This is a genomic window from Stenotrophomonas sp. YJH_SMC_91, from assembly GCF_059368495.1.
In genome coordinates this window covers 35973-58628 of the sequence record NZ_JCAFRT010000016.1, presented here as the reverse complement: position 1 = coordinate 58628, position 22656 = coordinate 35973, and the positions used below count along the sequence as shown (strand labels likewise).

20 protein-coding genes are annotated in these 22656 nt (G+C 66.9%); 9 read left to right on the top strand and 11 right to left on the bottom strand.

The features are described 5' to 3' along the window. Nucleotides 1–54: 54 nt before the first annotated feature. A complete protein-coding gene (locus AC5P5X_RS17215; RefSeq protein ID WP_005411711.1) occupies nt 55–453 on the bottom strand; it encodes a hypothetical protein in 399 nt (132 codons plus the stop codon). Between the two features lie 71 nt (nt 454–524). Continuing rightward, nucleotides 525–2084 (bottom strand): DNA recombination protein RmuC, encoded by a 1560-nt coding sequence (locus tag AC5P5X_RS17210; protein ID WP_005411712.1) that lies wholly within the window; start codon nt 2082–2084, stop codon nt 525–527. Between the two features lie 45 nt (nt 2085–2129). Here AC5P5X_RS17210 and AC5P5X_RS17205 point away from each other — a divergent pair, with 45 nt between their 5' ends. Continuing rightward, entirely contained in the window at nt 2130–2735 is a 606-nt protein-coding gene (locus AC5P5X_RS17205) for a glutathione S-transferase family protein (RefSeq protein ID WP_049395266.1), read from the top strand. 67 nt (nt 2736–2802) lie between these two features. Here the strand turns inward: AC5P5X_RS17205 and AC5P5X_RS17200 are convergent, their stop codons facing one another. Then, on the bottom strand, nt 2803–3810 hold the full coding sequence (locus AC5P5X_RS17200) for a zinc-binding alcohol dehydrogenase family protein (protein WP_012481679.1): 1008 nt from the start codon (nt 3808–3810) through the stop codon (nt 2803–2805). Between the two features lie 91 nt (nt 3811–3901). On the opposite strand from AC5P5X_RS17200, the gene AC5P5X_RS17195 reads away from it, so the two are divergent. From AC5P5X_RS17195 to AC5P5X_RS17175, 5 genes are all read left to right on the top strand, one after another. Next, on the top strand, nt 3902–4873 hold the full coding sequence (locus AC5P5X_RS17195) for a LysR family transcriptional regulator (RefSeq protein WP_044571094.1): 972 nt from the start codon (nt 3902–3904) through the stop codon (nt 4871–4873). Between the two features lie 14 nt (nt 4874–4887). Next, complete coding sequence (leuE, locus tag AC5P5X_RS17190) at nt 4888–5517, top strand: leucine efflux protein LeuE (protein WP_005411716.1); 630 nt, start codon at nt 4888–4890, stop codon at nt 5515–5517. Further along, on the top strand, nt 5514–5936 hold the full coding sequence (locus tag AC5P5X_RS17185) for a hypothetical protein (protein WP_005411717.1): 423 nt from the start codon (nt 5514–5516) through the stop codon (nt 5934–5936). Before leuE ends, AC5P5X_RS17185 begins: the two co-directional genes overlap by 4 nt. Next, nucleotides 5933–6631 carry a suppressor of fused domain protein gene (locus tag AC5P5X_RS17180; RefSeq protein WP_005411718.1) on the top strand — a complete coding sequence of 233 codons (699 nt, stop codon included), beginning with the start codon at nt 5933–5935 and terminating at the stop codon, nt 6629–6631. The genes AC5P5X_RS17185 and AC5P5X_RS17180 overlap by 4 nt, the downstream gene beginning before the upstream one ends. Before the next feature lie 166 nt (nt 6632–6797). After that, on the top strand, nt 6798–8225 hold the full coding sequence (locus AC5P5X_RS17175) for an amino acid permease (protein ID WP_012481681.1): 1428 nt from the start codon (nt 6798–6800) through the stop codon (nt 8223–8225). A gap of 92 nt (nt 8226–8317) precedes the next feature. Here AC5P5X_RS17175 and AC5P5X_RS17170 read toward each other — a convergent pair whose 3' ends face one another. After that, on the bottom strand, nt 8318–9559 hold the full coding sequence (locus tag AC5P5X_RS17170) for a dipeptidase (protein WP_049395270.1): 1242 nt from the start codon (nt 9557–9559) through the stop codon (nt 8318–8320). Between the two features lie 124 nt (nt 9560–9683). Further along, on the bottom strand, nt 9684–10853 hold the full coding sequence (locus AC5P5X_RS17165; RefSeq protein ID WP_099562727.1) for a class I SAM-dependent rRNA methyltransferase: 1170 nt from the start codon (nt 10851–10853) through the stop codon (nt 9684–9686). A gap of 348 nt (nt 10854–11201) precedes the next feature. Here AC5P5X_RS17165 and AC5P5X_RS17160 point away from each other — a divergent pair, with 348 nt between their 5' ends. Together AC5P5X_RS17160 and AC5P5X_RS17155 are read left to right on the top strand one after the other, a co-directional pair. Then, nucleotides 11202–12164, top strand: a complete 963-nt coding sequence (locus AC5P5X_RS17160) for a TerC family protein (RefSeq protein ID WP_005411722.1) — start codon at nt 11202–11204, stop codon at nt 12162–12164. Between the two features lie 93 nt (nt 12165–12257). Beyond that, entirely contained in the window at nt 12258–13028 is a 771-nt protein-coding gene (locus tag AC5P5X_RS17155; protein ID WP_005411723.1) for a rhomboid family intramembrane serine protease, read from the top strand. Nucleotides 13029–13140: 112 nt separating this feature from the next. Here the strand turns inward: AC5P5X_RS17155 and AC5P5X_RS17150 are convergent, their stop codons facing one another. The 6 genes from AC5P5X_RS17150 to rpmH all read right to left on the bottom strand — a co-directional run bounded on the left by AC5P5X_RS17150 (nt 13141) and on the right by rpmH (nt 20960). Next, nucleotides 13141–14256 carry a glycerophosphodiester phosphodiesterase gene (locus tag AC5P5X_RS17150; protein WP_005411724.1) on the bottom strand — a complete coding sequence of 372 codons (1116 nt, stop codon included), beginning with the start codon at nt 14254–14256 and terminating at the stop codon, nt 13141–13143. A gap of 159 nt (nt 14257–14415) precedes the next feature. After that, nucleotides 14416–15765 carry a tRNA uridine-5-carboxymethylaminomethyl(34) synthesis GTPase MnmE gene (gene mnmE / locus AC5P5X_RS17145; RefSeq protein ID WP_005411725.1) on the bottom strand — a complete coding sequence of 450 codons (1350 nt, stop codon included), beginning with the start codon at nt 15763–15765 and terminating at the stop codon, nt 14416–14418. Between the two features lie 3 nt (nt 15766–15768). Next, nucleotides 15769–18441, bottom strand: a complete 2673-nt coding sequence (locus tag AC5P5X_RS17140; RefSeq protein ID WP_111189418.1) for a polysaccharide deacetylase family protein — start codon at nt 18439–18441, stop codon at nt 15769–15771. Nucleotides 18442–18604: 163 nt separating this feature from the next. Next, entirely contained in the window at nt 18605–20320 is a 1716-nt protein-coding gene (gene yidC, locus AC5P5X_RS17135; protein WP_005414969.1) for a membrane protein insertase YidC, read from the bottom strand. Then, nucleotides 20320–20814, bottom strand: coding sequence for a ribonuclease P protein component (gene rnpA, locus AC5P5X_RS17130; protein WP_012481687.1), 495 nt, complete (start codon nt 20812–20814; stop codon nt 20320–20322). Before rnpA ends, yidC begins: the two co-directional genes overlap by 1 nt. Nucleotides 20815–20819: 5 nt before the next feature. Further along, nucleotides 20820–20960 carry a 50S ribosomal protein L34 gene (gene rpmH, locus AC5P5X_RS17125; protein ID WP_005411729.1) on the bottom strand — a complete coding sequence of 47 codons (141 nt, stop codon included), beginning with the start codon at nt 20958–20960 and terminating at the stop codon, nt 20820–20822. A gap of 255 nt (nt 20961–21215) precedes the next feature. On the opposite strand from rpmH, the gene dnaA reads away from it, so the two are divergent. Beyond that, nucleotides 21216–22547 (top strand): chromosomal replication initiator protein DnaA, encoded by a 1332-nt coding sequence (dnaA, locus tag AC5P5X_RS17120; RefSeq protein ID WP_005411730.1) that lies wholly within the window; start codon nt 21216–21218, stop codon nt 22545–22547. Nucleotides 22548–22656 lie beyond the last annotated feature (109 nt).

Genomic DNA, 22656 nt, shown 5'->3' with positions numbered 1-22656 from the left:
GTGCGATCGTTCGCAAGGGTTCATGAGGCTGCCGGCCAGCGGCCGGCACTACGATCAGTCCACGCAGATCATGCCCTGTGCCTTGCCCTCATCAATGCGCTGGCGGCAGCCGAAGTTCTGGCGGGCATCGCGCTGGCAGGTGCCGGTGGCGGGGCTGCCAACCGCCACTTCGCCGCCGGCAAGGCACTGGCCCGTGCAGTCGCTCTTGCGGCTGCAGGCCTTGCCGGCATCGGCGTAGGGAATCACGCACTGTTCGCGCTGCAGCCGGCCCAGCCGCTGCAGGGTGCCGCCAGCGGCCTGGCAGTCCACATCGCGCGCTTCGCGGTAGGCCTCGGCCGCTTCGGGACTGGTGGCTGCGGCGGGTGCCGCCGCCGGATTGGCAGCCGGCGGTGCGCTGCTGCAGGCGACAAGCAGCGCGGTCAGGATGAGACTGGTGCAGAGGCGCAGGCGCATGGCGTTACCTGATCCAGTAGGACAGGCCGCCAGCATACGCATCGACCATGCAGGCGGCGTGTCGACGTAGCTCAGGCTTCGTCGCCGTCGTCGCCTTCGTTGCCTTCGTCCTCGGCCGTGGCATCAGCATCGGCCAAGCCGCCCAGCAGGGATTGCGCCTGCTCTGACGCCAGCGACTCCACGCCGCGCAGGCGCCGTTCGATGGTGCGCGTCTTGCGGCTGGCTTCGCCGATGCTGCGGCCGACCGTGGTGATCTGCTTCTCGGCCTTCTCGAGAATGCCGGCGAACTTGCCGAACTCGCTCTTCACCGCACCCAGCAGGCTCCACACCTCGCTGGAACGCTGCTCGATGGCCAGCGTGCGGAAGCCCATCTGCAGGCTGTTGAGCAGCGCGGTGACCGTGGTCGGTCCAGCCACCACCACGCGGTGCTCGCGCTGCAACAGGTCGACCAGGCCCGGGCGCCGGATCACTTCGGCATACAGGCCTTCGGTGGGCAGGAACATCACCGCGAAGTCGGTGGTGTGCGGCGGCGCGATGTACTTGTCGCAGATCGACTTGGCCTGCACGCGCACCGCGCGTTCAAGCTGGATGCCCTGCAGGCGCACGCCCTCGGCGTCACCCTGTTCCTGCGCGTCGAGCAGGCGCTCGTAGTCCTCGCGCGGGAACTTGGAGTCGATCGGCAGCCACACCGGCGTGTCGTCACTGCTGCGGCCCGGCAGGCGCACCGCGATATCGACCATCTCGCCACTGTCCGGGCGTACCTTCACTGCCCGCGCGTACTGTTCCTGGGTGAGCGTCTGTTCGAGGATGTTCTCCAGCTGTACTTCGCCCCAGCTGCCACGGTTCTTGACGTTGGTCAGCACACGCTTGAGATCGCCAACGCCGGTGGCCAGCTGCTGCATCTCGCCAAGACCGCGCTGCACCTGTTCCAGGCGCTCGGAAACCAGCTTGAAGGAGTTGCCCAGGCGTGTTTCCAGCGTCGACTGCAGCTTTTCGTCCACGGTGTGGCGCATCTGCTCCAGCTTCTGCGCATTGTCGTTCTGCAGCGCGCGCAGCTGCTCTTCCAGCGTGGCGCGCATCTCGGCGATGCGCTGTTCGTTGCGCTGGGTCAGTTCCTGCAGGCGCAGGCCAAGGCTTTCGGTCAGGCGCTGCTGCGACTGCGCACCTTCCTCACGACCCTTGCGCGCATCGTCCACCAGGGTCTGGCGCAGCGCGCCCAGCTGGGTATCGGTCCGCCCGGTGAGTTCCTGCAGCTGCTGGCCGAAGGCGTGGATGCGCGCTTCCTGCTGCTGCCCGAAGGTTTCCAGCTGGCCGCGCAGTTCCTGCAGGCGCTGCCCCATGAGTGCGGCGCCACGCTGCTGGCTCTCCGCCGCCTCGGCACGCGCCTTGCGGGCGTCCTCGCCCAGCGCCTCGCGCAGCAGGTCCAGGCGCTGGTCGGTGCGGGTGGACAGATCGGTCAGCGCGCGGGCAAAGCCATCGAGCTGTTCGCGCAGCTCGCTGCGCCCGGCGCGCGCCTCCTCACGCACCGCCTGTTCGAGGCGGTCGTGCGGCGGGCGGCGCAGCAGGGCGACAAGCTGCAGGATGAGCACGGCCAATAGAAGGCCGCCAATGAGCAGATATTCGGTTTGCATGGGGCAAGTGTAGGCTGGCGGAGTCTCAGCTGCTGCGCCAGAACCATGCTCGCTCTGTACGGAAAGCCCACCTCCATCAACGTGCGCAAGGTGCTGTGGCTGTGCGCGGGGCTGGATCTGCCCCTGCGCCACGAGCCTGCGCCACCCGCGGACCTGCTGGCCGCACTGAATCCGAACCGGCAGGTACCGGTGCTGCGCGATGGCGACTTCGTGCTGTGGGAGTCCAACAGCATCTGCCGCTACCTGGCCGCCCGCGCCGGCCGTGACGACCTGCTGCCCGCAGCAGCGCAGGCCCGGGCCCGGGTGGAGCAGTGGATGGACTGGCAGGCCAGCGACCTCAACAGCGCCTGGCGCCATGTGTTCATGGCGCGCGTGCGCCAGCATCCGGACTACCCGGACGATGCCCGTGCCGAGGCCAGCCTGGCGCAGTGGAACCGGCTGATGGGTGTGCTTGAAGCCCAGCTGGCCGCCACCGATGCCTACGTGGCGGGCGACACCTTTACCCTCGCCGATATCGTGCTGGGGCTGTCGACCCAGCGCTGGCGCAGCACACCCGGCCACAAGCCCGCACTGCCACACCTCGCGGCGTGGTTCGAACGCCTGCGCCAGCAGCCCGGTTTCGCCGAACACGTCGACAACGGCGTGGCCTGAGGCAGGGGTCAGATCCCTTTCCCAACGGGAAAGGGATCTGACCCCGAGGACGCGGGAACAACCAGCGTTACCAGCCTTCCAGCACGATCTTGCCCTTGGCGCGGTGACTCTCCAGCAGCGCATGCGCGCGCCGCAGGTTGGCCGCGTCGATGCGCCCGAAATGCTCGCCCAGGGTGGTCTGCAGCACGCCGGCATCGATCAGCTCGGCCACCCGGTTCAGCAGGTCGTGCTGGCGCTGCATGTCCGCGGTCTTGTACAGCGGGCGGGTGAACATCGACTCCCAGTGCAGTGACAGTGCCTTTCGCTTGAGCGCCATCACGTCCACCTGGCCCGGATCGTCGATCAGGCCGAACTGGCCCTGCGGCGCCAGCAGCTCCACGATCTGCGCGTAGTGCTGCTCGGAGTGGGTCAGGCTGGCCACGTGCTGCACCTCGCTGATGCCCAGCCGTGCCAGTCCCTCGGCCAGCGGCAGGCTGTGGTCGATCACGTGGTGTGCGCCCATTGCGTACGCCCAGTCCTGGGTATCCGGACGCGAGGCGGTGCCGATCACGGTCAGCCTGGTCAGCTTCCGCGCCAGCTGCACCAGGATCGAACCGACACCGCCAGCAGCACCGATCACCAGCAGGGTCTGGCCTTCGCCACCGCCCTCGGGGATGCGCAGGCGGTCGAACAGCAGCTCCCAGGCGGTGATTGCAGTCAGTGGCAGCGCGGCGGCGGCGGCATCATCGAGGCTGGCCGGCTTGCGGCCGACGCTGCGCTCGTCCACCAGCTGGTACTCGGCATTGCTGCCCGGGCGGTCGATCACGCCGGCGTAGTAGACCGCGTCGCCAGGCTGGAACAGGGTGACTTCGCTGCCCACCGCGTCGACGATGCCGACCGCATCCCAGCCCAGCACGCGCGGGCCATCGGTGGCCACGCCGCGACGGACCTTGGTGTCGACCGGGTTCACCGCCACCGCGCGTACCGCCACGCGCAGGTCACGCGGGCCGGGCTGCGGCAGCTCCAGTTCGATGTCGATCAGGGCCTGGGCATCATCGATCGGCAGGCCGGCGTGGGTGTAGGCAATGGCGCGCATGGCAGCGGTCCGGTGGGGAAGGAGTGCACAGGTTGCGCCGCGCACGGTCGCTCAGAAAGGCGCAGAATCGGGCAGCACTTTCACTCCGGCAATGAAGATGATCCGCTTCGACGACCTGCAGTTGTTCGTCCGCACGGCCGCACTGGGCAGCTTCTCGCAGGCGGCCCGCGAGGCCGATCTGTTACCCGGCCAGGTCGCTGCTGCCGTGGCGCGGCTGGAACGCGAACTGGACCTGCGCCTGTTCGTGCGCACCACCCGCAGCCTGCGTCTGACCGGCGAGGGCGCGCTGTACCTGCCGTATGCGCAGGAGGTACTGGCTACCCTGCGCGAAGGGCGGGCCCGCGTACAGGGCGAGGACGCCGAACTGCACGGCACGCTGCAGCTGTCGGCACCGTCGGATTTCGGTCGCAACCTGCTGCTGCCGTGGCTGACCGCGTTCCGAGCCGCGCATCCACGGCTGCGCCTGCACCTGCGGCTGTCCGATGAAGTGGCCGACGTGTTCCGCGATCCGGTCGACGTGGCGATCCGCATCGGCCACTTCGACGACGCCAGCTACGTGGCCCTGCCCCTGCTCGAAGGCAACCGTCGTGTGCTCGCGGCTTCGCCCGATTACCTGCAGCGACGGGGCACGCCGGTGCGCCTGGACGAACTGCGTGAGCACGATTGCCTGGTCTACCAGCTCAGTGGCCGCGCCTACGATCGCTGGTCGTTCGAGGTCGACGGGCGCCGCACGGTGATCCCGGTGCGCGGCCCGCTGGTCTGCGACGACGCCGACGTGGTGCGGCGCTGGGCGGTGACCGGCGAAGGCATCACCTACAAGTCCTGGCTGGACCTGCGCGAGGACGTGCTGGCCGGGCGCCTGCAGCTGCTGCTCGACGGTGTTGGCAGCAGCATTCCGTTGCAGCTGGTATGCCCGCACCGCAAGCAGTTCTCGCCCGCGGTACGGCAACTGCACGCGCAGCTGCGCCAGCACCTGCAACCGCTGCTGTCTGGCATGCCCGATGGACTTCCCCGCCCCCTGTCGCCCACCCCGGTGCTGGCCGACAATGGCGGCCCCCCGTAAGAGAGAACACCGCCATGCCGTGGATGGGCATCCAGGACCTGTGGACGTTTCTGGTCGCTGTGCTGGTGTTTCTCGCCCTGCCCGGCCCCGGCACCTTCACCCTGCTGACCGCCACCGGTCGGGGCGGCGTGCGCGGCGGCTACACCGCACTGGCCGGCCTGCTGGTGGGTGACCAGATCCTGATGTGGCTGGCGCTGGCCGGTGTCGCCGCACTGCTGAAGGCCAACCCCTTGGTCTTCCACGCTGTGCAGTACCTGGGTGCGGCCTACCTGGTATGGGTGGGCATCAGCCTGCTGCGCACGCCGAAGCACGAGGGCGGTGATGCTGGTCCGATCCGCATGCAGCCGGGCCGCTACTTCCAGCAGGCGATCCTGGTCAGCCTGCTCAACCCGAAGGCGATCCTGTTCTACATGGCCTTCCTGCCGCTGTTCATCGATCCGAAGGCGCACCAGGGCATCGCCACCTTCGCGGCCCTGGCCGGCATCATCCTGGTGGTCAGCATCGCCTACTGCTCGATGCTGATCGGCGTGGGCAACCTGGCCCGTCGCCGCCTGATCCAGCATCCGCGCATCAGCGATGCGCTGCGCCGCGTGGCCGGCCTGTTCCTTGTCGGGTTCGGCATCCGGTTGGGGTTGAACGGATGAAGGCCTGGCTGGCAACCGCGGTCGCACTACTGCTCGCCGGCACCGCCTCTGGCACCACCGTGCAGGACCATCGCTGCCTGAGCGGCGGTCGCAATGACAGCATCCACCTGGAATGGCGCTGGCTGAAAGACGGCCGGGCCGATGTGCGCTACGCCGGGCAGCGCGAGCGCCTGCCCCTGCACCGGATCTCGATGGAGACCACGGTGCTGGCCGAAGATCGCCCGTACCAGTTCGACAGCGTCTGGGAAGAACGCATCGACGGACGCCTCAACGGCCGCTACCTGCTGAGCACGCAGGGTGCCCTGGTGCTGGATCTGCGTTACGAACGCGCCCGCGATGGCCGCAGCACCACCTTCCACGACGACCCCGAAGCCTGGCAGGAAGACGGCTGCCGCTGGCCCGGCAGGGTGGCTGAGTGAGCACCATCGACGACGACACCCTGCTGGAGCGCAGCTGGGAGTATCGGGAGGAGACGCTGTACCGGCGGTTGTTCGGCGATACCGGACCGGGGATCTACCCCCTCGACATGGATCTGCTGCGCAACGTCTTCAAGCAGGAGCAGATCGACCCGCGCTGGCTGCATGTCGGCGTCAATGCGTGCCCTCCGCACGGTGATCGACGGCACTGGATCTATGTCAGCACCGGCCTGTCCAACCCCTGGGAAGGGCGGCACGAAGATGGAGATTCGGGGTGGGGCATCGAACTGATGCTTGAGACGCAGGATGAAGCGACGTGGGCGCTGACCACCTTGCGCTGGTTCACCGCGTACCACCTGCTGCTGTGCCACTCACGCATGCCCGGCAATCCGTTGGCGCCATGGGACCGGCTGAAGCTGGGGGGGCCGGTGGATCACGCAGGGAGCATGCTGCAGGCGGCCGTCTTCGTGCCGTCATTGCACTTTCCGGGACCCCAGCAACTGCCATCGGGACGATTCGACTTCCTGCAGCTGCTGCCGTTGACCCTGGACGAGCACGCGTTCGGCCGCGCGCATGGCTTCGAAGTGCTGGTGGCCCAGTTGAGAACCCAAGGTGCGGCGCCGGTGATCGATCCGCAGCGGGTCAGCATCGATCTGGCCCCTGCTCTCGTACTTCAATCGCCTCCGGGCTCGCCTTGAGGGATCGAATCATTTCGAACCCTGCCAGCATTTGTGCCGATTCCGGCAGCGTGGCCGGGGTGCAGCGCGCGCCCCGCCATGCATGACCCCCGTCAGTGGTAATGCTGCGCTGCGTTCGGTCACACTCGGGAACTTGTCGTTCTTAGTCACCCCTTCCGAGGCCTGCATGTCCCTGTTCCGGCGCAAGTCCCTAGATTCCGTCACCGTCCACGAAGCCGGCAGGCGTCTGATCCCGACGCTCAGCTGGCCGCACCTGATCGCGTTGGGTATTGGCGCCATCGTCGGTACCGGCATCTACACGCTGATCGGCGTCGGTGCCAACCTGGCCGGCCCGGCCGTGCTGATCTCCTTCGCCATCGCCGGTGCGGTCTGCGCCTGCGCGGCGCTGTCCTACGCCGAGCTGTCGACGATGATGCCGGCCGCCGGCAGTGCCTACACCTACAGCTACAGTGCGCTGGGCGAGGTGTTTGCCTGGGTGGTGGGCTGGAGTCTGATCCTGGAGTACTCGCTGGTGGTGAGTACGGTGGCGGTGGGCTGGTCCGGCTACTTCGTCGGCTTCCTCGAATGGGTCCACACCCAGTTCGGCTGGAACGTGCACCTGCCGGCCTGGCTGGCGGCCGGCCCGCACGTGGAAGGCGGCATGATCAACCTGCCGGCGATCATCATCACCTGGCTGGTGGCCGGCATGCTGATGGCCGGCACCAAGGAAAGCGCCACCCTCAACGCCGTCCTGGTGGTGTTCAAGCTGATCGCGCTGGCCATCTTCGTGGCCGTGGCCCTGCCCGCCTTCGACAGCGCCAACCTGCAGCCGTTCATGCCGTATGGCTTCGCCAAGTCGATGGGCCCTGACGGCGTTGAGCACGGCGTGATGGCGGCCGCGGCGATCATCTTCTTCGCCTTCTACGGCTTCGATGCGATCTCCACCGCCGCCGAGGAAACCAAGAACCCGGGCCGCGACCTGTCGATCGGCATCATCGGTTCGATGATCGGCTGCACCATCGTCTACGTGCTGGTGGCGCTGGCCGCCGTGGGTGCGATGAGCTACGCCGTGTTCGGCCACAGCGCCGAGCCGCTGGCGCTGATCATGCGCCAGCTGGGCCATCCGACCGCGGCGATGGTGATCGGCGTGATCGCGATCATCGCCCTGCCGACCGTGCTGCTGGCCTTCCTGTACGGCCAGAGCCGCATCTTCTTCGTGATGAGCCGTGATGGCCTGCTGCCGCGTGGCCTGTCCAAGGTCAACGCGCGCACCGGCACGCCGGTGGCGACCACGCTGTTCACCGCAGTGGTGGTGTCGGCGCTGGCCGGTGTGGCGCGCCTGGACGAGATTGCCGCGCTGGCCAACGCCGGTACCCTGGCCGCGTTCACCGCCGTCGGCATCTGCCTGGTGGTGCTGCGCCTGCGCGAGCCGAACCGCGAGCGCACGTTCCGCACGCCGCTGGCCTTCGTGGTCGGCCCGCTGGCCGCGCTGGGCTGCATCTACCTGTTCCTCAGCCTGCCGCACACCACCCAGCTGTATTTCCTGCTGTGGAACGTGGCCGGCCTGGTGCTGTACTTCCTGTACAGCCGTCGCCACGCGCTGATCGCGAAATAACCGGATCGCCGGTAGTGCCGGCCGCTGGCCGGCACCTCGCATCCTGTTGATACAGGCAATGCCGGCCGCTGGCCGGCACTACCGCAGGGCGGTCAACCGCCCTGCTTTGCCGCGTAGTCCTGCGCCTGGCGCATCACCCGCAGCAGGTTGCCGCCCCAGATGCCGGCAATCTGCTGCTCGGTGTAACCCTTGCGCAGCAGCCACGCGGTGATCTTCGGCAGCTGGCTGACATCGGGCAGGTCGCTCAGGCCGCCGCCGCCATCCCAGTCCAGGCCGATGCCCACGTGCTCGGGGCCGACCACCTTGAGGATGTGCTCGAAGTGGGCGAAGAAGTCGTCGAGGCTGGCATGGCGCACCGGGTGCTCGTGGTCCAGCGCCTGCTCGGCCTTCAGCAGGGCAACGCCCTGTTCGATGCCCATGCCTTCCCAGCCACCCAGCTGCTTGCTCAGCGCTTCCTCGGCCTGCTTGCGCTCGGGCGTCTTTGCGGTGTCGATCAGGTAGCCACCATAGGCGTTCACCTGGATCACGCCGCCGGCCTTGGCCAGCTTGCGCAGGCGCGCGTCATCAAGATTGCGCGGGTGGTCGTAGACCGCCTTGGCTGAGCTGTGCGACAGCACGAAGGGCACCGGCATCATTGCCAGCAGGTCATCGAACACCGCGTCGGACGCATGCGACTGGTCGATCACGATGCCCAGCTTCACCGCCTGCTGCACCAGGCCCTTGCCGGCCGGGCTCAGGCCCTTCCATTCCGCTCCCTTGGGGTCGGTGGCCGAATCGGCGAACTCGTTGTTGGCGAAGTGCACGGTACTGAGCAGGCGCAGGCCGGCACGGTGGTAGAACGAGAGCAGGCTGGGGTCTTCCACCAGCGGGCTGGCGTTTTCCATGCTGATGTAGACCACGCGCTTGCCGGCGGCCTTGATGCGTGCCGCGTCATCGGCGGTCAATGCCAGCGCGAAACGCTCGGGATTGGCGGCCAGCATTTCGCGGATCTCCAGCAGCCGCTGCAGGCCATGGTCACGCTCGGCGAGGTGCGCGGCTGGGCTGCGGTCGCCCTGATCGGTGTAGATCGCCCAGAAGCCGCCGTCCAGCGCGCCCTCGACCATGCGCGGGTAGTCCACTTGCGAGAGTGCGTTGCGGTCGTGGCGCTGCTCGATGTCGAAGCCGGTCCGGCCGAAATTGGCCGGCGTATCCAGGTGGCTGTCGAGCGTGACCAGGCGCTGCTGCAGGGCCTTGGCGCGGGCCAGTTCCTGTGCGCTGAACTCGATGGCATGAGCCGACAGCGGCGCACACAGCGCCAGGGCAAGCACGACGGACAGGTGGCGCAACGATGGCATGGGCTCTCACCGGCAATGGGAAGAGCCCGACCATAGCGCTGCGGCCAGCAGATTTGTAGAGTCGAGGCGTGCTCGACTGATCAGGCACCGCGAGTCGAGCATCGCTCGACTCTACATCTGGAAATCAGTCGACCACGCGGCAGAACACGGCCTTCAGGTAACGCGATTCCTGCACGTGGGCCATGAACGGATGGTCCGGACCGGCGCCGGCCACCTTCAGGATCTGGATCGTGCGGCCGGAGAAATAGGCCGCGCGGCGCAGCATGTCGAGGAACTGGTCCTCGGCAACCAGGCCGGTGCAGGAGAACGTGGCGAACAGGCCACCGGGCTTGACCACGCCCAGCGCCAGCTTGTTCATGTCCAGGTACTTCTTCAGCGCGGTGATCACCTGGTCGCGGTCGCGGGTCATCTTCGCCGGATCCAGGATCACCACGTCGTACTGCTCGCCGCGGTTGGCGGCGTCGCGCAGCCACGGGAAGATGTCGGACTGGATGAACTTCGGGCGCACGTTGTTCAGGCGCGAATTGCCCTTGGCGATCTGGATGACGTCCTCATCGATGTCGATGCCGACCACTTCCGAAGCGCCACGCGCAGCGGCATACACGGCGAAACCGCCGGTGTTGCAGCACAGGTCCAGCACGCTCTTGCCTTCCACCTGCTGGCTCAGCCACTCGCGGTTCTCGCGCTGGTCGGCGAAGAAACCGGTCTTGTGCGCGCCGGCCGGGTCGGCGCGGAACTTGATGCCGTACTCGGTGATCACCGACGCTTCGGTGCTGGTGTTGCCGTGGAAGTCGAAGCTCTCCTGCTTCTGCACGTGTTCGTCGGCAAAGCTGTGGAAACGGCAGCCCGGGAACTGCTCGCGCAGGGCGTCGTAGATCCATTCGCGGTGGCGGAACATGCCGGCGGCGAAGAACTCGACCACCACCAGGTCGCCGTAGCGATCCACCACCAGGCCGGACAGGCCGTCGCCTTCGCTGTGCACCACGCGCCAGGCGTCGGAGACCGCGTCGAGCTTCAGCACCTCACGGCGCAGCGACACCGCCTGGGCGATCTTGCGCGAGAACCAGCCGGCATCGACCGGCACGTTCTGGTCGGTTTCGAGGATGCGCACGGCGATGCGCGAGTGCCCGTTGTAGAACCCGCGGCCAATGAACTCGCCATCGATGCCGACCACGTCGACGATGGAACCGGGCTTGGGCCGGACGGTCGGTTTCTCGACCAGTTTCTGGAAGATCCACGGGTGGCTGGAACGCCACGCATTCTTGAGGCGGACAATCGGAAGGGGGGTATTCATCCACCCATTGTAAACCGGGTGCCGGGGTCGGAGCCCCGCAGGGGCTCTGACCCCAGTGTGGCGACGATGGGGTCGGAGCCGCTTTGGGGATCCGACCCCTGGCCTCCCCCATTTGACGGCGGCGGGGCCAGACGGCAGAATCGGCGCCAGAAGGGGAGTAGCTCCCAGACGTTGTCGCCGTCATTTCGAGCCCGCAGGCTCCGGTGCAACGGCAGTTCCAGCCGACTGGAACTGCGAGCGAGACCTTCGCCGTACTGGCGAAGCTCTGTCCCTGGATCCCCCTCCCGATCCTCCGTTGCAGATCCTCGCCGTCCGGCCTGGCATTCATCTTTCCAACGGACATTCCCAATGCAGACGATCGGTAACGTGTGGTTGTGGGGCGGCTTCGCAGCGGTGGTGGTCATCGCCCTGCTGGTCGACCTCGTGTTGATGCGCCATGGTGGACCGCACAAGGTCACCTTCAAGGAGGCCCTGTGGTGGTCCATCGGCTGGGTCGCGCTGGCCCTGCTGTTCAATGCGGGCCTCTGGTACTACCTGAATGAGACCGCCGGCCAGGTGGTGGCCAACAAGGTCGGCCTCGAGTTCCTGACCGGCTACCTGGTCGAGAAGGCGCTGGCGGTCGACAACATCTTTGTGTTCCTGATGATCATGAGCTACTTCGCGGTGCCGGAGGAGCAGCGCCAGAAGGTGCTGATCATCGGCATCCTGGGCGCGATCGTGCTGCGTACGATCATGATCTTCGCTGGCAGCGTGCTGATCAGCCAGTTCCATTGGCTGCTTTACGTGTTCGGTGCCTTCCTGCTGTTCACCGGCTGGAAGATGTGGTTCGCCGCCGGCCAGGAGCCGGACCTGGAGACCAATCCCGCCCTGCGCTGGATGCGCAAGCACCTGCGCCTGCTGCCGGACTATGCCGGCAACGCACTGAGCGTGAAGCGCGACGGCGTGCGCTGGTTCACCCCGCTGTTCGCGGTGCTGATCCTGATCGCGGTCACCGACGTGATCTTCGCCGTGGACAGCATTCCGGCGATCTTCGCGATCACCACCGACCCGTTCATCGTGCTCACCTCCAACGTGTTCGCGGTGCTGGGCCTGCGCGCGATGTTCTTCCTGCTGGCCGGCATGGCCGACCGCTTCCACCTGCTGCCGTATGGCCTGGCGCTGGTGCTGGGCTTCATCGGCATCAAGATGATGATCATCGACCTGTTCAAGATCCCGACCCCGGTGTCGCTGGGCGTGGTCGCGGTGATCATCGCCGCCACCGTGGTACTGAGCCTGAAGTACCCGCCGAAGGAAGGCTCCGGCCACGCCTGATCATGGCCGGCCGGCGGGATTGTCCCGCCGGCCGCACCCACTCTCCCGTTGCGGTGGCCTTGGTTTCGCGCCAGTCACCGCCATTGCTGAGGTATGGACAACAACGCGCCCCTGCCCGCTGGCGACCTGCCGGCCCCCCGCAATGACCGCTCGCGTATCCTGCGGGCGTTCAATGTCAGCCTGGCCGCCGTGCTGGTGCTGGTGGCCGTGTTCGCCCTGCAGGGCACCTTCGACTGGCGGCCCTGGGCGGTCGCGCCGCTGGAAGCCAAGGGCCTGCTTGGCCTGATCGGCGGCCCGATGCTGCATGCCTCGGTCGAGCACATCGCCGCCAACAGCATCGCGATCCTGATCCTGGGCACGCTGGCCGGCAGCGTCTACCCGAAAGCCACCGTGCGCGCCCTGCCCCTGCTGTGGCTGGGCTCGGGCATCGGTGCGTGGATGCTGGGCAATCCGGGCAGCGTGCACCTGGGCGCCAGCGGCGTCACCCATGGCCTGATGTTCCTGCTGGCCAGCCTGGGCCTGCTGCGCCGCGACCGTGCAGCGATTGCCACCGGCCTGATCGGCATGCTGTTCTACGGCGGCATGCTGATGACCATCCTGCCGCACGCCGACGGCGTGTCCTGGCAGTCGCACATGGGCGGCGCCTTCGCCGGCATCATCGCCGCGCTGCTGTTCCGCAATGCCGACCCGCTGCCGCCGCGCCCGCGTTACAGTTGGGAAGACGAAGAAGAAGACGTCGAACCTTTACCCGACGACGAGCTGGAACCGCCGTCACCGCAGCGCGTGCCGGTGCTGTGGCAGCCGCGCGAAGGCCAGGACTACGTGGTGATCCCGTTCCGCCGGCCAGACGAGCCGCGCGGCTGAAAATGCCCCGGTAGTGCCGGCCGCTGGCCGGCACCCTCATGAACCGGTAGTGGCCGACCTTGGTCGGCGCGGTTGTAGTGTGCCAACCAAGGTTGGCACCTACCAGAGTCCGTCAGTTCGCCGCATTCCCCGCCGCGCCCATGCCATCCACCGCCTGCCGGCCCAGTGCCGGGTCATCGGTGAAGAAGGCATCGATGCCGGTGGCCAGATAGGCACGCATCTCGGCAATCGAACCCTCGGCATTGCGCGCATTGTCGGCGCCCTTGCGCAGGTTGCTGGCCTGGAAGTGGTTCTCCGGACGGAAGGTGTACGGAATCACCATCAGGCCCACTGCATGTGCGTCCTGTACCAGCGTGGTCGGAGTGCTCAGCGCGCCCTTGGCATCCAGCGGAATGATCGAGCGCAGTTCCGGGCCGATGCTGTCGGCGTAGCTGGCGATGTCCTTCAGTCCTGCCGGCGTCATCATCTGCGCGTAGGTCAGCTTGCCACCGGCCTTGGCGATGTCGGCCGGCTGGGTGTCGCCCTTCCACAGCAGTTGCAGCAGGCGGATGTTACTGCCGCGCGGGATCTTGCCGCGCAGGTAGCGCAGGTTGGCGGTCTCGAACGACTGGATGGTGACCGGGCCGACGTTGGTATAGGCATTGCCACGCAGCGCGGTCAGGAGCTTGTCTTCCATCGGCAGGCCGATCGACTGGAAGTAGGTCGGGTGCTTGATCTCCGGTACCAGGCCGATGCCGCGGTTGGCACGCCCGGCCTGCTGCACCAGGAAGGCCAGGATCTCGTCCAGGCTGGCGATGCGGAACTGGCCGTCGTAGGCGGTGCTGCGCAGTTCCGGCAGGCGCTCACGGGCGTACAGGGTCTTCAGCTCGGCCAGGGTGAAGTCTTCGGTGAACCAGCCGTCCACCTTCTGCCCGTCGATGACCTTGCTGGTGCGGCGGCTGGCGAATTCGGGATGCGAGGCCACATCAGTGGTGCCGCTGATCTCGTTCTCGTGGCGGGCCACCATCACCCCGTCCCTGGTCATCACCAGGTCCGGCTCGATGTAGTCGGCGCCATCGGCGATCGCCTGCGCATAGGCGGCCAGGGTGTGCTCGGGCAGCAACGCGCTCGCCCCGCGATGGCCATAGACCGACACCTTGTGCGCGGCCGGGGTGGAGGATTCAGCACTCATGGCCACCGATGGTGCCACGGCCAGCGACAACAGCAACGCACAACCCCACGACTTCACTGCGACTTCCCCAAGCGGTATGTGATGGGCGTCAGTATGCGGCGGCAATGTGACAGGTGGGGGACCTGGGGTCGGATCCCCGCAGGGGCTCCGACCCCGTAGCGATCCCGAGGAGCTCGTTCGGCTGGGTTGCCGGCCAGCGGCCGGCACTACCAAGGCTTACTTGCCGATGCAGAAGCTGGAGAAGATCCTCCCCAGCAGATCATCGGCACTCATCTGCCCAGTGATCTCACCCAGCGCGTCATGCGCCAGCCGCAGTTCCTCGGCGGCCAGCTCCAGGTGCTCGTGCGCCAGCTCGCCATCGGCGCGCTGCGCATGTTCCTGCGCACGTTCGATTGCATCCACATGGCGCGTGCGCGCGGAGAACTCGCCATCCACCTGCTCCCCTGCCCCGGCCGAAGCGATCGAACGCAGACGCGCGTGCAGATCGTCGAGCCCGGCGCCGGTGGCGGCCGAAACGAACACGCGGTCCGGATCGTCCAGCGACGGCAACGCCTCCAGCAGGTCCGACTTGTTGTGGATGTAGACCTTGTGCGGCACCGCCGCCACGGCCTCGCCCAGCGCCGCTTCGCCAGCCGCCGGATCGCGCGCATCCAGCACGATCAGCGCCAGATCGGTGCGCTCGATTTCCACGTGGGCGCGGCGCATGCCTTCGCGTTCGATGGCGTCACCCCCGTCGCGCAGGCCGGCGGTGTCGACCAGGGTCAGCTCCAGGCCGTCCAGGCGGATGGTCTCGCGCAGGGTGTCGCGGGTGGTACCGGCGATGTCGGTGACGATGGCGCGTTCGCTGCCGGCCAGCGCGTTGAGCAGTGAACTCTTGCCGGCGTTCGGCGGACCGATCAGCACCGCGTGCAGGCCATCGCGCAGGCGACGGCCGCGTTCGGCATCGCGGCGCAGCAGGGCCAGATCGCTGCGCGCCTGTTCCAGCCCACGCCGCACCTGCGCGCCACCGAGCGTATCCAGCGGTTCGTCGGCAAAATCGATGGCCGCTTCCACGTGGATGCGCAGCAGCACCAGCTGCTCGACCACGGCGTCGATGCGGCGCGAGAACACGCCATCCAGCGAGCGACGTGCCGCGCGCGCGGCGCGGTTGTCGCCCGCGGCGATCAGGTCGGCGATGGCCTCGGCCTGGGCCAGGTCGAGCTTGCCGTTGAGGAATGCCCGTTCACTGAACTCACCCGGCCGCGCCTGGCGCGCGCCGAGCGCGATGCAGCGCGCGACCAGCTGCTGCAGCAGCACCGGGCTGCCGTGGCCCTGCAGTTCCACCACTTCCTCGCCGGTGAAGCTGTTCGGTGCCGGGAACCACAGCACGATGCCATCGTCGATGACCTCGCCTTCGGCATCACGCAGGCGCGCGTAGTGCGCGTGGCGCGGACGCAGTGCAGGTGCACCCAGTGCATTGGCGATGGCCGCAGCACGCGGGCCGGACAGGCGCAGCAGGCCGACACCGCCGGCGCCAGGGGCGCTGGCGATGGCGACGATGGTGTCGGTGCGGATCGCGTCGTTCATGGCTCAGAGCTTCTCCAGCTGTGCGCGCGCCTGGGCCGCGCCACTGCCCTGCGGCTGCAAGGCCAAGTAGGTGGTGTAGGCCTGCTTGGCCTTGGCCTTGTCGCCGGCGTTGAAGTAGGCATCACCCAGGTTGAGATAGGCCACTGCACGCGAGGGGTCGATCTTCAGCGTGTTCTCCAGCCAGCGCGCCGCTTCGGCATAGCGCTGCTGGCGGTAGTAGACGAAGCCGAGGTTGTTGGCGGCCTGGGCGAAGTCCGGACGCAGCTTCAGTGCTTCGGTGAACTGCGCCACCGCCTCGTCGTACTGCTTCTCGCGGTACAGCTGCAGGCCGCGGTCATTGGCCTGCTGCGCGCGCTGGCGATCCGACGCCGGGCCCGCAGTGGGCACCACCAGCTTGGCCTTGCCGCCCTGCAGGTCGGCCACCGTCACCGGCGCCTGGCTGCCCTTGGCTTCGCTGGCGGCTTCAACCTTGTTGTTCAGTGCGATCGCATCGGCGGTCAACTGGCGCGTATCGGCATTGAGGAACTCCTGGCTGTCCGGCACTTGGAACACGAACTCGCCGCCCTGCGAACCGGGCAGGCTGCCGAAGGCCGGGGTCTGGTGTGAAACGGCTGAGACGGCCGGCGCAACGTAGGCGGCCAGTTCGGTACCGGTGATCAGCCCATCGCCGTTGAGGTCGCCCTTGCCGGCCAATGCCTGCAGCAGCACCCAGGTGAACACCGAGTGGCCGTTCGGACCGGCGTCGGCCACCTGCTGGTCGGCACCGCCGGCGGTCAGCATCTGCCGCGCGCTGCGCCGCGCGTTCTCGCGCAGGAACGACGACGACGATGGACCGCCACGGGTCAGGCCCAGGCCGCTGTAGCAGGCATCCATCACGAACATCACGTGCTTGGCCTGCATGCTCTCGGCGATGTTCTGGATGTCGGTCATCGCGATGGCGTCGGTAGCGAATTCCTTCGGGTCCGAATCGACCGGGATGATGTAGCCGAGGTCGCGCCCGGAGGCGAGCTGGCGGGTCGCGCCATGGCCGGCGAAGAACACGAACACGCGATCGTTCTTGCCAGTGCGGTCATCGGCCAGACGGTCGTGGAAGGCAGCCAGGATGTTGTTGCGCGTGGCCTGCTCGTTCTTCAGCACGATCACCTGCGAGGACGGGAAGCCGAACTGCCCGGTCAGGGTATCGGCCACCGCCTGCGCATCGTGGCTGGCGTACTCCAGCTTCGGCCACTTGGCGTAGTTGTCGATGCCGACCACGATTGCCCAGGACTTCTCGTAGCCGGTGGTGACGGTGGCGGCACCGGTATCGCCCTTGCGCGCACGGGCGACCGTGAAGTCGCGGCCGTTCCAGCCAGCGAACTGGTAGCCATCGGCGATCAGCCGGTCGAGGATCTGCGGCAGCGCCTTCACCGCACGATCGTGAATGTCGTGGAACAGGATGATGCCGCGCTGTTCCTTGTTCACCTGGTCGAGTACGCGCTGCACGATCGACTCCGGCACCGGGTCGGCCCAGTCCATCGAATCGATATTCCACATGATGGATTTCAGCCCGGCTTCGTTGAGCAGCTGCAGGCCTTCGGCATTGCGTGCGCCATAGGGGAAGCGGAACAGCGGCGCGCGCTTGCTGTCGACATCCTTCAGCAGCGTGTCGGTGTCCAGCACCTGCTGGCGCAGCGCGTCACCGGTGGTGCGCGACAGCTGGGCGTGGGTCAGGCTGTGATTGCCGACCGCATAGCCCTCTTCCATCAGGTTGCGGCTGATCTTCGCCATCGGGCCGAGGCTGACCTTGCCGTCGGCCTCGACCTTGCCGAGGTTGCGGCCCACTTCGAAGAACACGCCCGGCACATCGTAGCGCTTGAGGATGGCCACCACTTCATCGGTGTAGGCCTTGTGCGGGCCATCGTCGAAGGTGAGCACAACGGTCTTGGCCGGCAGGTCGCGGCCGAAGATCTCGCGGTCGCTGTCCTTCATCGACATCGGGTACGGCTCGATCACGCCATAGTCGCGCAGGATCGCTTCGCGGCTGTAGTCCTTGTGCAGGTGGGCGATGTAGTCGTCCCACTTCTCACGCTTCAGTTCGATGGCGCGGGTGCGCTCGAAGCGGCTGAAGATGCGGGTCAGTTCCTGGTTGTAGTTGCGCTCGATCTCATCAAGCGCCTCCAGGTCCTCACCGATGCGCTGGTGCAGCTTCACCGCCGGCAGCGACGAATCGGTGCCGACCCGTTCATGCAGGTCACGCAGCACTTCGCGGAAGGCCAGGCGGTCGGCGTCGAATAGTTCCGGCGCCGACTCGATGTAGTCCAGCACGGTGCCGAGGGTGGCGAAGCGCTGCGGACTGGAGCCGCGCAGCAGCGTGTCGAACTGCGCGGCGATGGCCGTGCGCTGTTCCAGGCCATCGTGGAACAGCTGCTGGCCCACGCGCGTGGAGGTACCGCGGTCGGCAGCCGACTGCTGTTCCTCGTCGGCCAGCAGCACGATGATGCGGCGGTAGCCGTCGAGCTGCTTCTGCAGCGCGGCCAGCAACGGTGCAGCGGCAGGATCGGCGGCGGCCGCGGCCTGCGCGCTGGGCTGGGTGACCGTGGTCGCCGGCGCCTTCGCGTCCTTGTCGCCACAGCCGGCAACGACCAGGGTCAACAACAGCGACGGCAGGAACAGGCGGAACGACGACGCACGCTGCATGGTGGACTCGAAGGTGGGAGGAACGGTGTGCCGGCGATTCTAACGCCGCATGCGAAAAGCCCGCCTTGCGGCGGGCTTCTCATCGACCGGGGCGGTAGTAGAGTCGACTGTTGGTCGACTGCTCTACTGCCAGTCGACCAACAGTCGACTCTACAGGTCGGGATTACTTCTTTTTGACCGGGGCCGGCGCGGTGGTGGCCGGGACCGGCTCGCCGCCATGGCGCTTGGTCATCCACCACTGCTGCAGCAGGCCCAGGCCGCCGTTGACCACCCAGTACAGGACCAGGCCGGACGGCATGAAGGCCATCATGACGCCGAACACCAGCGGCATGAACTGCATCATCTTCTGCTGCATCGGGTCCATGCCCGGTGCCGGGGTCAGCTTCTGGGTGAACCACATCACTGCCACGTTGATGACCGGCAGGATGAAGTACGGGTCGCGTGCGGTCAGGTCCTGGATCCAGCCGAACCAGGGCGCCTGGCGCAGTTCGACCGATTCCACCAGCACCCAGTACAGGGCGAAGAAGATCGGCATCTGGATGAGGATCGGCAGGCAGCCCCCCATCGGATTGATCTTTTCCTTCTTGTACAGCTCCATCATCGCGGTCTGGAACTTCTGGCGGTCATCGCCATAGCGTTCCTTCAGCTGCGCGATGCGCGGCTGGAAACGACGCATCTTGGCGCCGCTCTTGTACTGGGTTGCCGACAGTGGGTACAGCACCAGCTTCAGCAGCACCACCAGGCCGACGATCGCCCAGCCCCAGTTGCCGACCAGCTTGTGCACCTGGTTCAGCACCCAGAACAGGCCCTGGCCGATCACCGCCATCATCGAGAAGCGGCTGTAGTCGACCACGCGGTCCAGGCCCGGCACGTCTTCCTTGGCGATCAGGTTGACCAGCTTCGGGCCGACCCACAGGCGGGCTTCGGTGCTGGTGGACTGGCCCGGGGCCACGGTGAAGGCCGGGCCACGCGCTTCGATCAGGTCACGACCGGCCACCTGCGACAGCACGTAGTGTGCGGTCTGGTCCTTCTGCGGGATCCAGGCGGTGAAGAAGTGGTGCTGCAGCATCGCCAGCCAGCCGCCGGTGATGTTCTGGTTCAGCGTGCCGTCTTCCAGGTAGTCCTTGAACGCACGACGCTGGTACTTCTTGTCGTTGTCGTACCAGGTGGCACCGTTGAAGCTGAAGGAATCCGGGTTGGTCATGCTCCGCGACAGGATGGTCGGGGTGCGGTCCAGGGTGCGGTAGACGTAGCCGTTCCACGGCGCGGCGCCAGCGTTGCTGACTTCGTCCTTGAAGCGCACGGCGTACTCGTTGCGCGAGACGGTCAGGGTGCGCTTGATGGTCACGCCGTTGTCGGCGGTCCACACGAACGGGATCTGCAGCTCGTTCTGGCCCTTGGCCAGCACGAAGTCCTTGGTGTCACCCACCAGCTTGAAGCCGTCGGCGCCGGGGACCGGGGTGTTCTTGTCTTCGCTGGCCCAGCCACTGATCGCGCTGTACGGGTGCGCGGGGTCTTCGGTCAGCAGGCGGACCGGCGGGCTGCCTTCGTCCTTGGTCTGCGGGAACTGCAGCAGCTCGGCATCGAGCACGCGACCGCCGTCGAGCACCAGGCGCAGCACGTCGGTGGTGACGGTCACGCGCTGGCTGGCCGGGGTAGCGCTGGCCTGGGCCTGTGCGGCGGCCTGGCCGGGGGCGCCCGGCACCTGGGCGCTGGGGATGGCGCCGGGGTTCGCGCCCGGAACACTCTGTGCGGCGGCCGGGGCCGACGTGGTGGTTGGTGCCGGGGTCGGAGCAGCCTTTTCACGGCTCCACTCCATCCACAGCAGCACGGCCACCATCAGCCAGGCAAAAATGAGGAATACGCGGGTCTGGTTCATCAGCGGACAGGCTCGGCGGGGCCGGGACGCGATGCCGGCTCGGTCAAAGAAGGAGTTGCGATGCCATCAGGCGGCGGCATTGTGCCGTCCACGCCCGGCGTGGGCAATGCACGCAGGCGACGCAGCAGGCGCAGGAAGGCCTGGCGGATCTCGTCGTTGCTGGCGGAACGCGCAGCACTACGAGCCACGACGACAAAGTCGCCTGGCTGGATGTCGGTACGTGTCTGACGCAGGATGTCGCGCAGGACGCGCTTGATCCGGTTACGCCCGACGGCGTTCGGATCAACCTTGCGGGAAACCGCCAGACCCAGCCTGGCCGGCCGGTCAGCCGGCAGCCAGTGCAGGGTCATCAGCGGATCGGACACACGGCGGGCGCCGTTGAAGACCGTTGAGTATTCGGCACGCGTGCGAACCCGCGCAGAGCGAGGGAATCGCTTGCGCGGGTCTGCAGTATTCACTGTCGAAGGGATTGCGTCTGCCGCGGAGTGCGGCATGGCAATCAGGCGCTCAGGACTTTGCGGCCCTTGGCGCGGCGACGCGACAGGATCTTGCGGCCGTCAGCGGTCTTCATACGGGCACGGAAGCCGTGGTCGCGCTTACGCTTGAGGTTGCTGGGCTGGTAGGTGCGCTTCGTGGCCATTGGGGGCCTCTCGTATGAATGGGACGGAAAGAACCGGAAATTCTAGAGAGGTACCCTGCCCCAAGTCAACCCCTGGCAGCTACGCGAATTCACCGGGCTGTGCAATAGCTGTGGATGTTTTTGTGAATAAGTAGGGGACAAGCATTCCGAAGGCGGGCGCTCGGTGGTAGTCTGAGCCATCCATTTCCCCCCTTTCAGGCCTGTGTTTGGGCGCCTTGTCGCGTCCATGCCCCGGCCACCGGACGATTATTGCTGATGGATGCTTGGTCCCGTAGTCTCGAGCGCCTCGAAGCGGAGTTCCCGCCGGAAGACGTTCATACCTGGCTGAAGCCACTGCAGGCCGATCTGCGCGTGGACAGCCTGGTGCTGTATGCACCGAATGCCTTCATCGTCGACCAGGTCCGCGAGCTGTACCTGGCCCGGATCCGCGAACTGCTGGCGCACTTCGCCGGTTTCAGCGACGTTTTTCTTGAAATCGGCTCGCGCCCGCGCCCTGTGGAGGCGCAGAACGCGCCGGTTTCCACGCCGTCGGCGCATGTGTCCAGCGAACCGCAGGTGCCGTTTGCCGGCAACCTGGACAACCACTACACGTTCGCCAACTTCGTCGAAGGCCGCAGCAACCAGCTGGGCCTGGCCGCCGCCTTCCAGGCGGCGCAGAAGCCGGGCGACCGCGCGCACAACCCGCTGCTGCTGTACGGGGGCACCGGCCTGGGCAAGACCCACCTGATGTTCGCCGCCGGCAACGCCATGCGCCAGGCCAATCCGGGCGCGAAGGTGCTGTACCTGCGTTCGGAACAGTTCTTCAGCGCGATGATCCGGGCCCTGCAGGAAAAGACCATGGATCAGTTCAAGCGCCAGTTCCAGCAGGTGGACGCGCTGCTGATCGATGACATCCAGTTCTTCGCCGGCAAGGACCGCACCCAGGAAGAGTTCTTCCACACCTTCAACGCGTTGTTCGATGGCAAGCAGCAGATCATCCTGACCTGCGACCGCTATCCGCGCGAAGTCGAGGGCCTGGAAGCGCGCCTGAAGTCGCGGCTTGCCTGGGGCCTGTCGGTCGCGATCGAACCGCCGGACTTCGAGACCCGCGCCGCGATCGTGCTGGCCAAGGCACGCGAACGCGGTGCCGAGATTCCCGATGATGTTGCGTTCCTGATCGCCAAGAAGATGCGCTCCAACGTGCGCGACCTCGAAGGCGCGCTCAATACCCTGACCGCCCGCGCCAATTTCACCGGCCGCGCGATCACCACCGAATTCGCCCAGGAAACCCTGCGCGACCTGCTGCGCGCCCAGCAGCAGGCGATCAGCATTCCCAACATCCAGAAAACCGTTGCCGACTACTACGGCCTGCAGATCAAGGATCTGCTGTCGAAGCGTCGGACCCGCTCGCTGGCACGCCCGCGCCAGGTCGCCATGGCCCTGACCAAGGAACTGACCGAGCACAGCCTGCCCGAGATCGGCGATGCCTTTGCCGGTCGCGATCACACCACGGTGCTGCATGCCTGCCGCCAGATCCGGACCCTGATGGAAACCGACGGCAAGCTCCGCGAGGACTGGGACAAGCTGATCCGGAAGCTGAGCGAATGATGCACGGATGCCGATGAGGCGTCATCGCACAAAACGGTGCAGAATCCGGTAGCAAGCGCGGGACACGTTGTGGATAAAAATGGCGTTTGAAATCGCGTCGGTTTTATCC

What these genes read in the sequence shown, in the direction of transcription:
- AC5P5X_RS17175 (WP_012481681.1), top strand. Translation starts at nt 6,798, where the DNA reads ATGTCCCTGTTCCGGCGCAAGTCCCTAGATTCCGTCACCGTCCACGAA.
- rnpA (WP_012481687.1), bottom strand. Translation starts at nt 20,814, where the DNA reads ATGCCGCACTCCGCGGCAGACGCAATCCCTTCGACAGTGAATACTGCA.
- AC5P5X_RS17170 (WP_049395270.1), bottom strand. Translation starts at nt 9,559, where the DNA reads ATGCCATCGTTGCGCCACCTGTCCGTCGTGCTTGCCCTGGCGCTGTGT.
- AC5P5X_RS17160 (WP_005411722.1), top strand. Translation starts at nt 11,202, where the DNA reads ATGCAGACGATCGGTAACGTGTGGTTGTGGGGCGGCTTCGCAGCGGTG.
- leuE (WP_005411716.1), top strand. Translation starts at nt 4,888, where the DNA reads ATGCCGTGGATGGGCATCCAGGACCTGTGGACGTTTCTGGTCGCTGTG.
- AC5P5X_RS17165 (WP_099562727.1), bottom strand. Translation starts at nt 10,853, where the DNA reads ATGAATACCCCCCTTCCGATTGTCCGCCTCAAGAATGCGTGGCGTTCC.
- AC5P5X_RS17205 (WP_049395266.1), top strand. Translation starts at nt 2,130, where the DNA reads ATGCTCGCTCTGTACGGAAAGCCCACCTCCATCAACGTGCGCAAGGTG.
- AC5P5X_RS17155 (WP_005411723.1), top strand. Translation starts at nt 12,258, where the DNA reads ATGGACAACAACGCGCCCCTGCCCGCTGGCGACCTGCCGGCCCCCCGC.
- rpmH (WP_005411729.1), bottom strand. Translation starts at nt 20,960, where the DNA reads ATGGCCACGAAGCGCACCTACCAGCCCAGCAACCTCAAGCGTAAGCGC.
- AC5P5X_RS17195 (WP_044571094.1), top strand. Translation starts at nt 3,902, where the DNA reads ATGAAGATGATCCGCTTCGACGACCTGCAGTTGTTCGTCCGCACGGCC.
- mnmE (WP_005411725.1), bottom strand. Translation starts at nt 15,765, where the DNA reads ATGAACGACGCGATCCGCACCGACACCATCGTCGCCATCGCCAGCGCC.
- AC5P5X_RS17200 (WP_012481679.1), bottom strand. Translation starts at nt 3,810, where the DNA reads ATGCGCGCCATTGCCTACACCCACGCCGGCCTGCCGATCGATGATGCC.
- yidC (WP_005414969.1), bottom strand. Translation starts at nt 20,320, where the DNA reads ATGAACCAGACCCGCGTATTCCTCATTTTTGCCTGGCTGATGGTGGCC.
- AC5P5X_RS17210 (WP_005411712.1), bottom strand. Translation starts at nt 2,084, where the DNA reads ATGCAAACCGAATATCTGCTCATTGGCGGCCTTCTATTGGCCGTGCTC.
- AC5P5X_RS17140 (WP_111189418.1), bottom strand. Translation starts at nt 18,441, where the DNA reads ATGCAGCGTGCGTCGTCGTTCCGCCTGTTCCTGCCGTCGCTGTTGTTG.
- AC5P5X_RS17185 (WP_005411717.1), top strand. Translation starts at nt 5,514, where the DNA reads ATGAAGGCCTGGCTGGCAACCGCGGTCGCACTACTGCTCGCCGGCACC.
- AC5P5X_RS17215 (WP_005411711.1), bottom strand. Translation starts at nt 453, where the DNA reads ATGCGCCTGCGCCTCTGCACCAGTCTCATCCTGACCGCGCTGCTTGTC.
- dnaA (WP_005411730.1), top strand. Translation starts at nt 21,216, where the DNA reads ATGGATGCTTGGTCCCGTAGTCTCGAGCGCCTCGAAGCGGAGTTCCCG.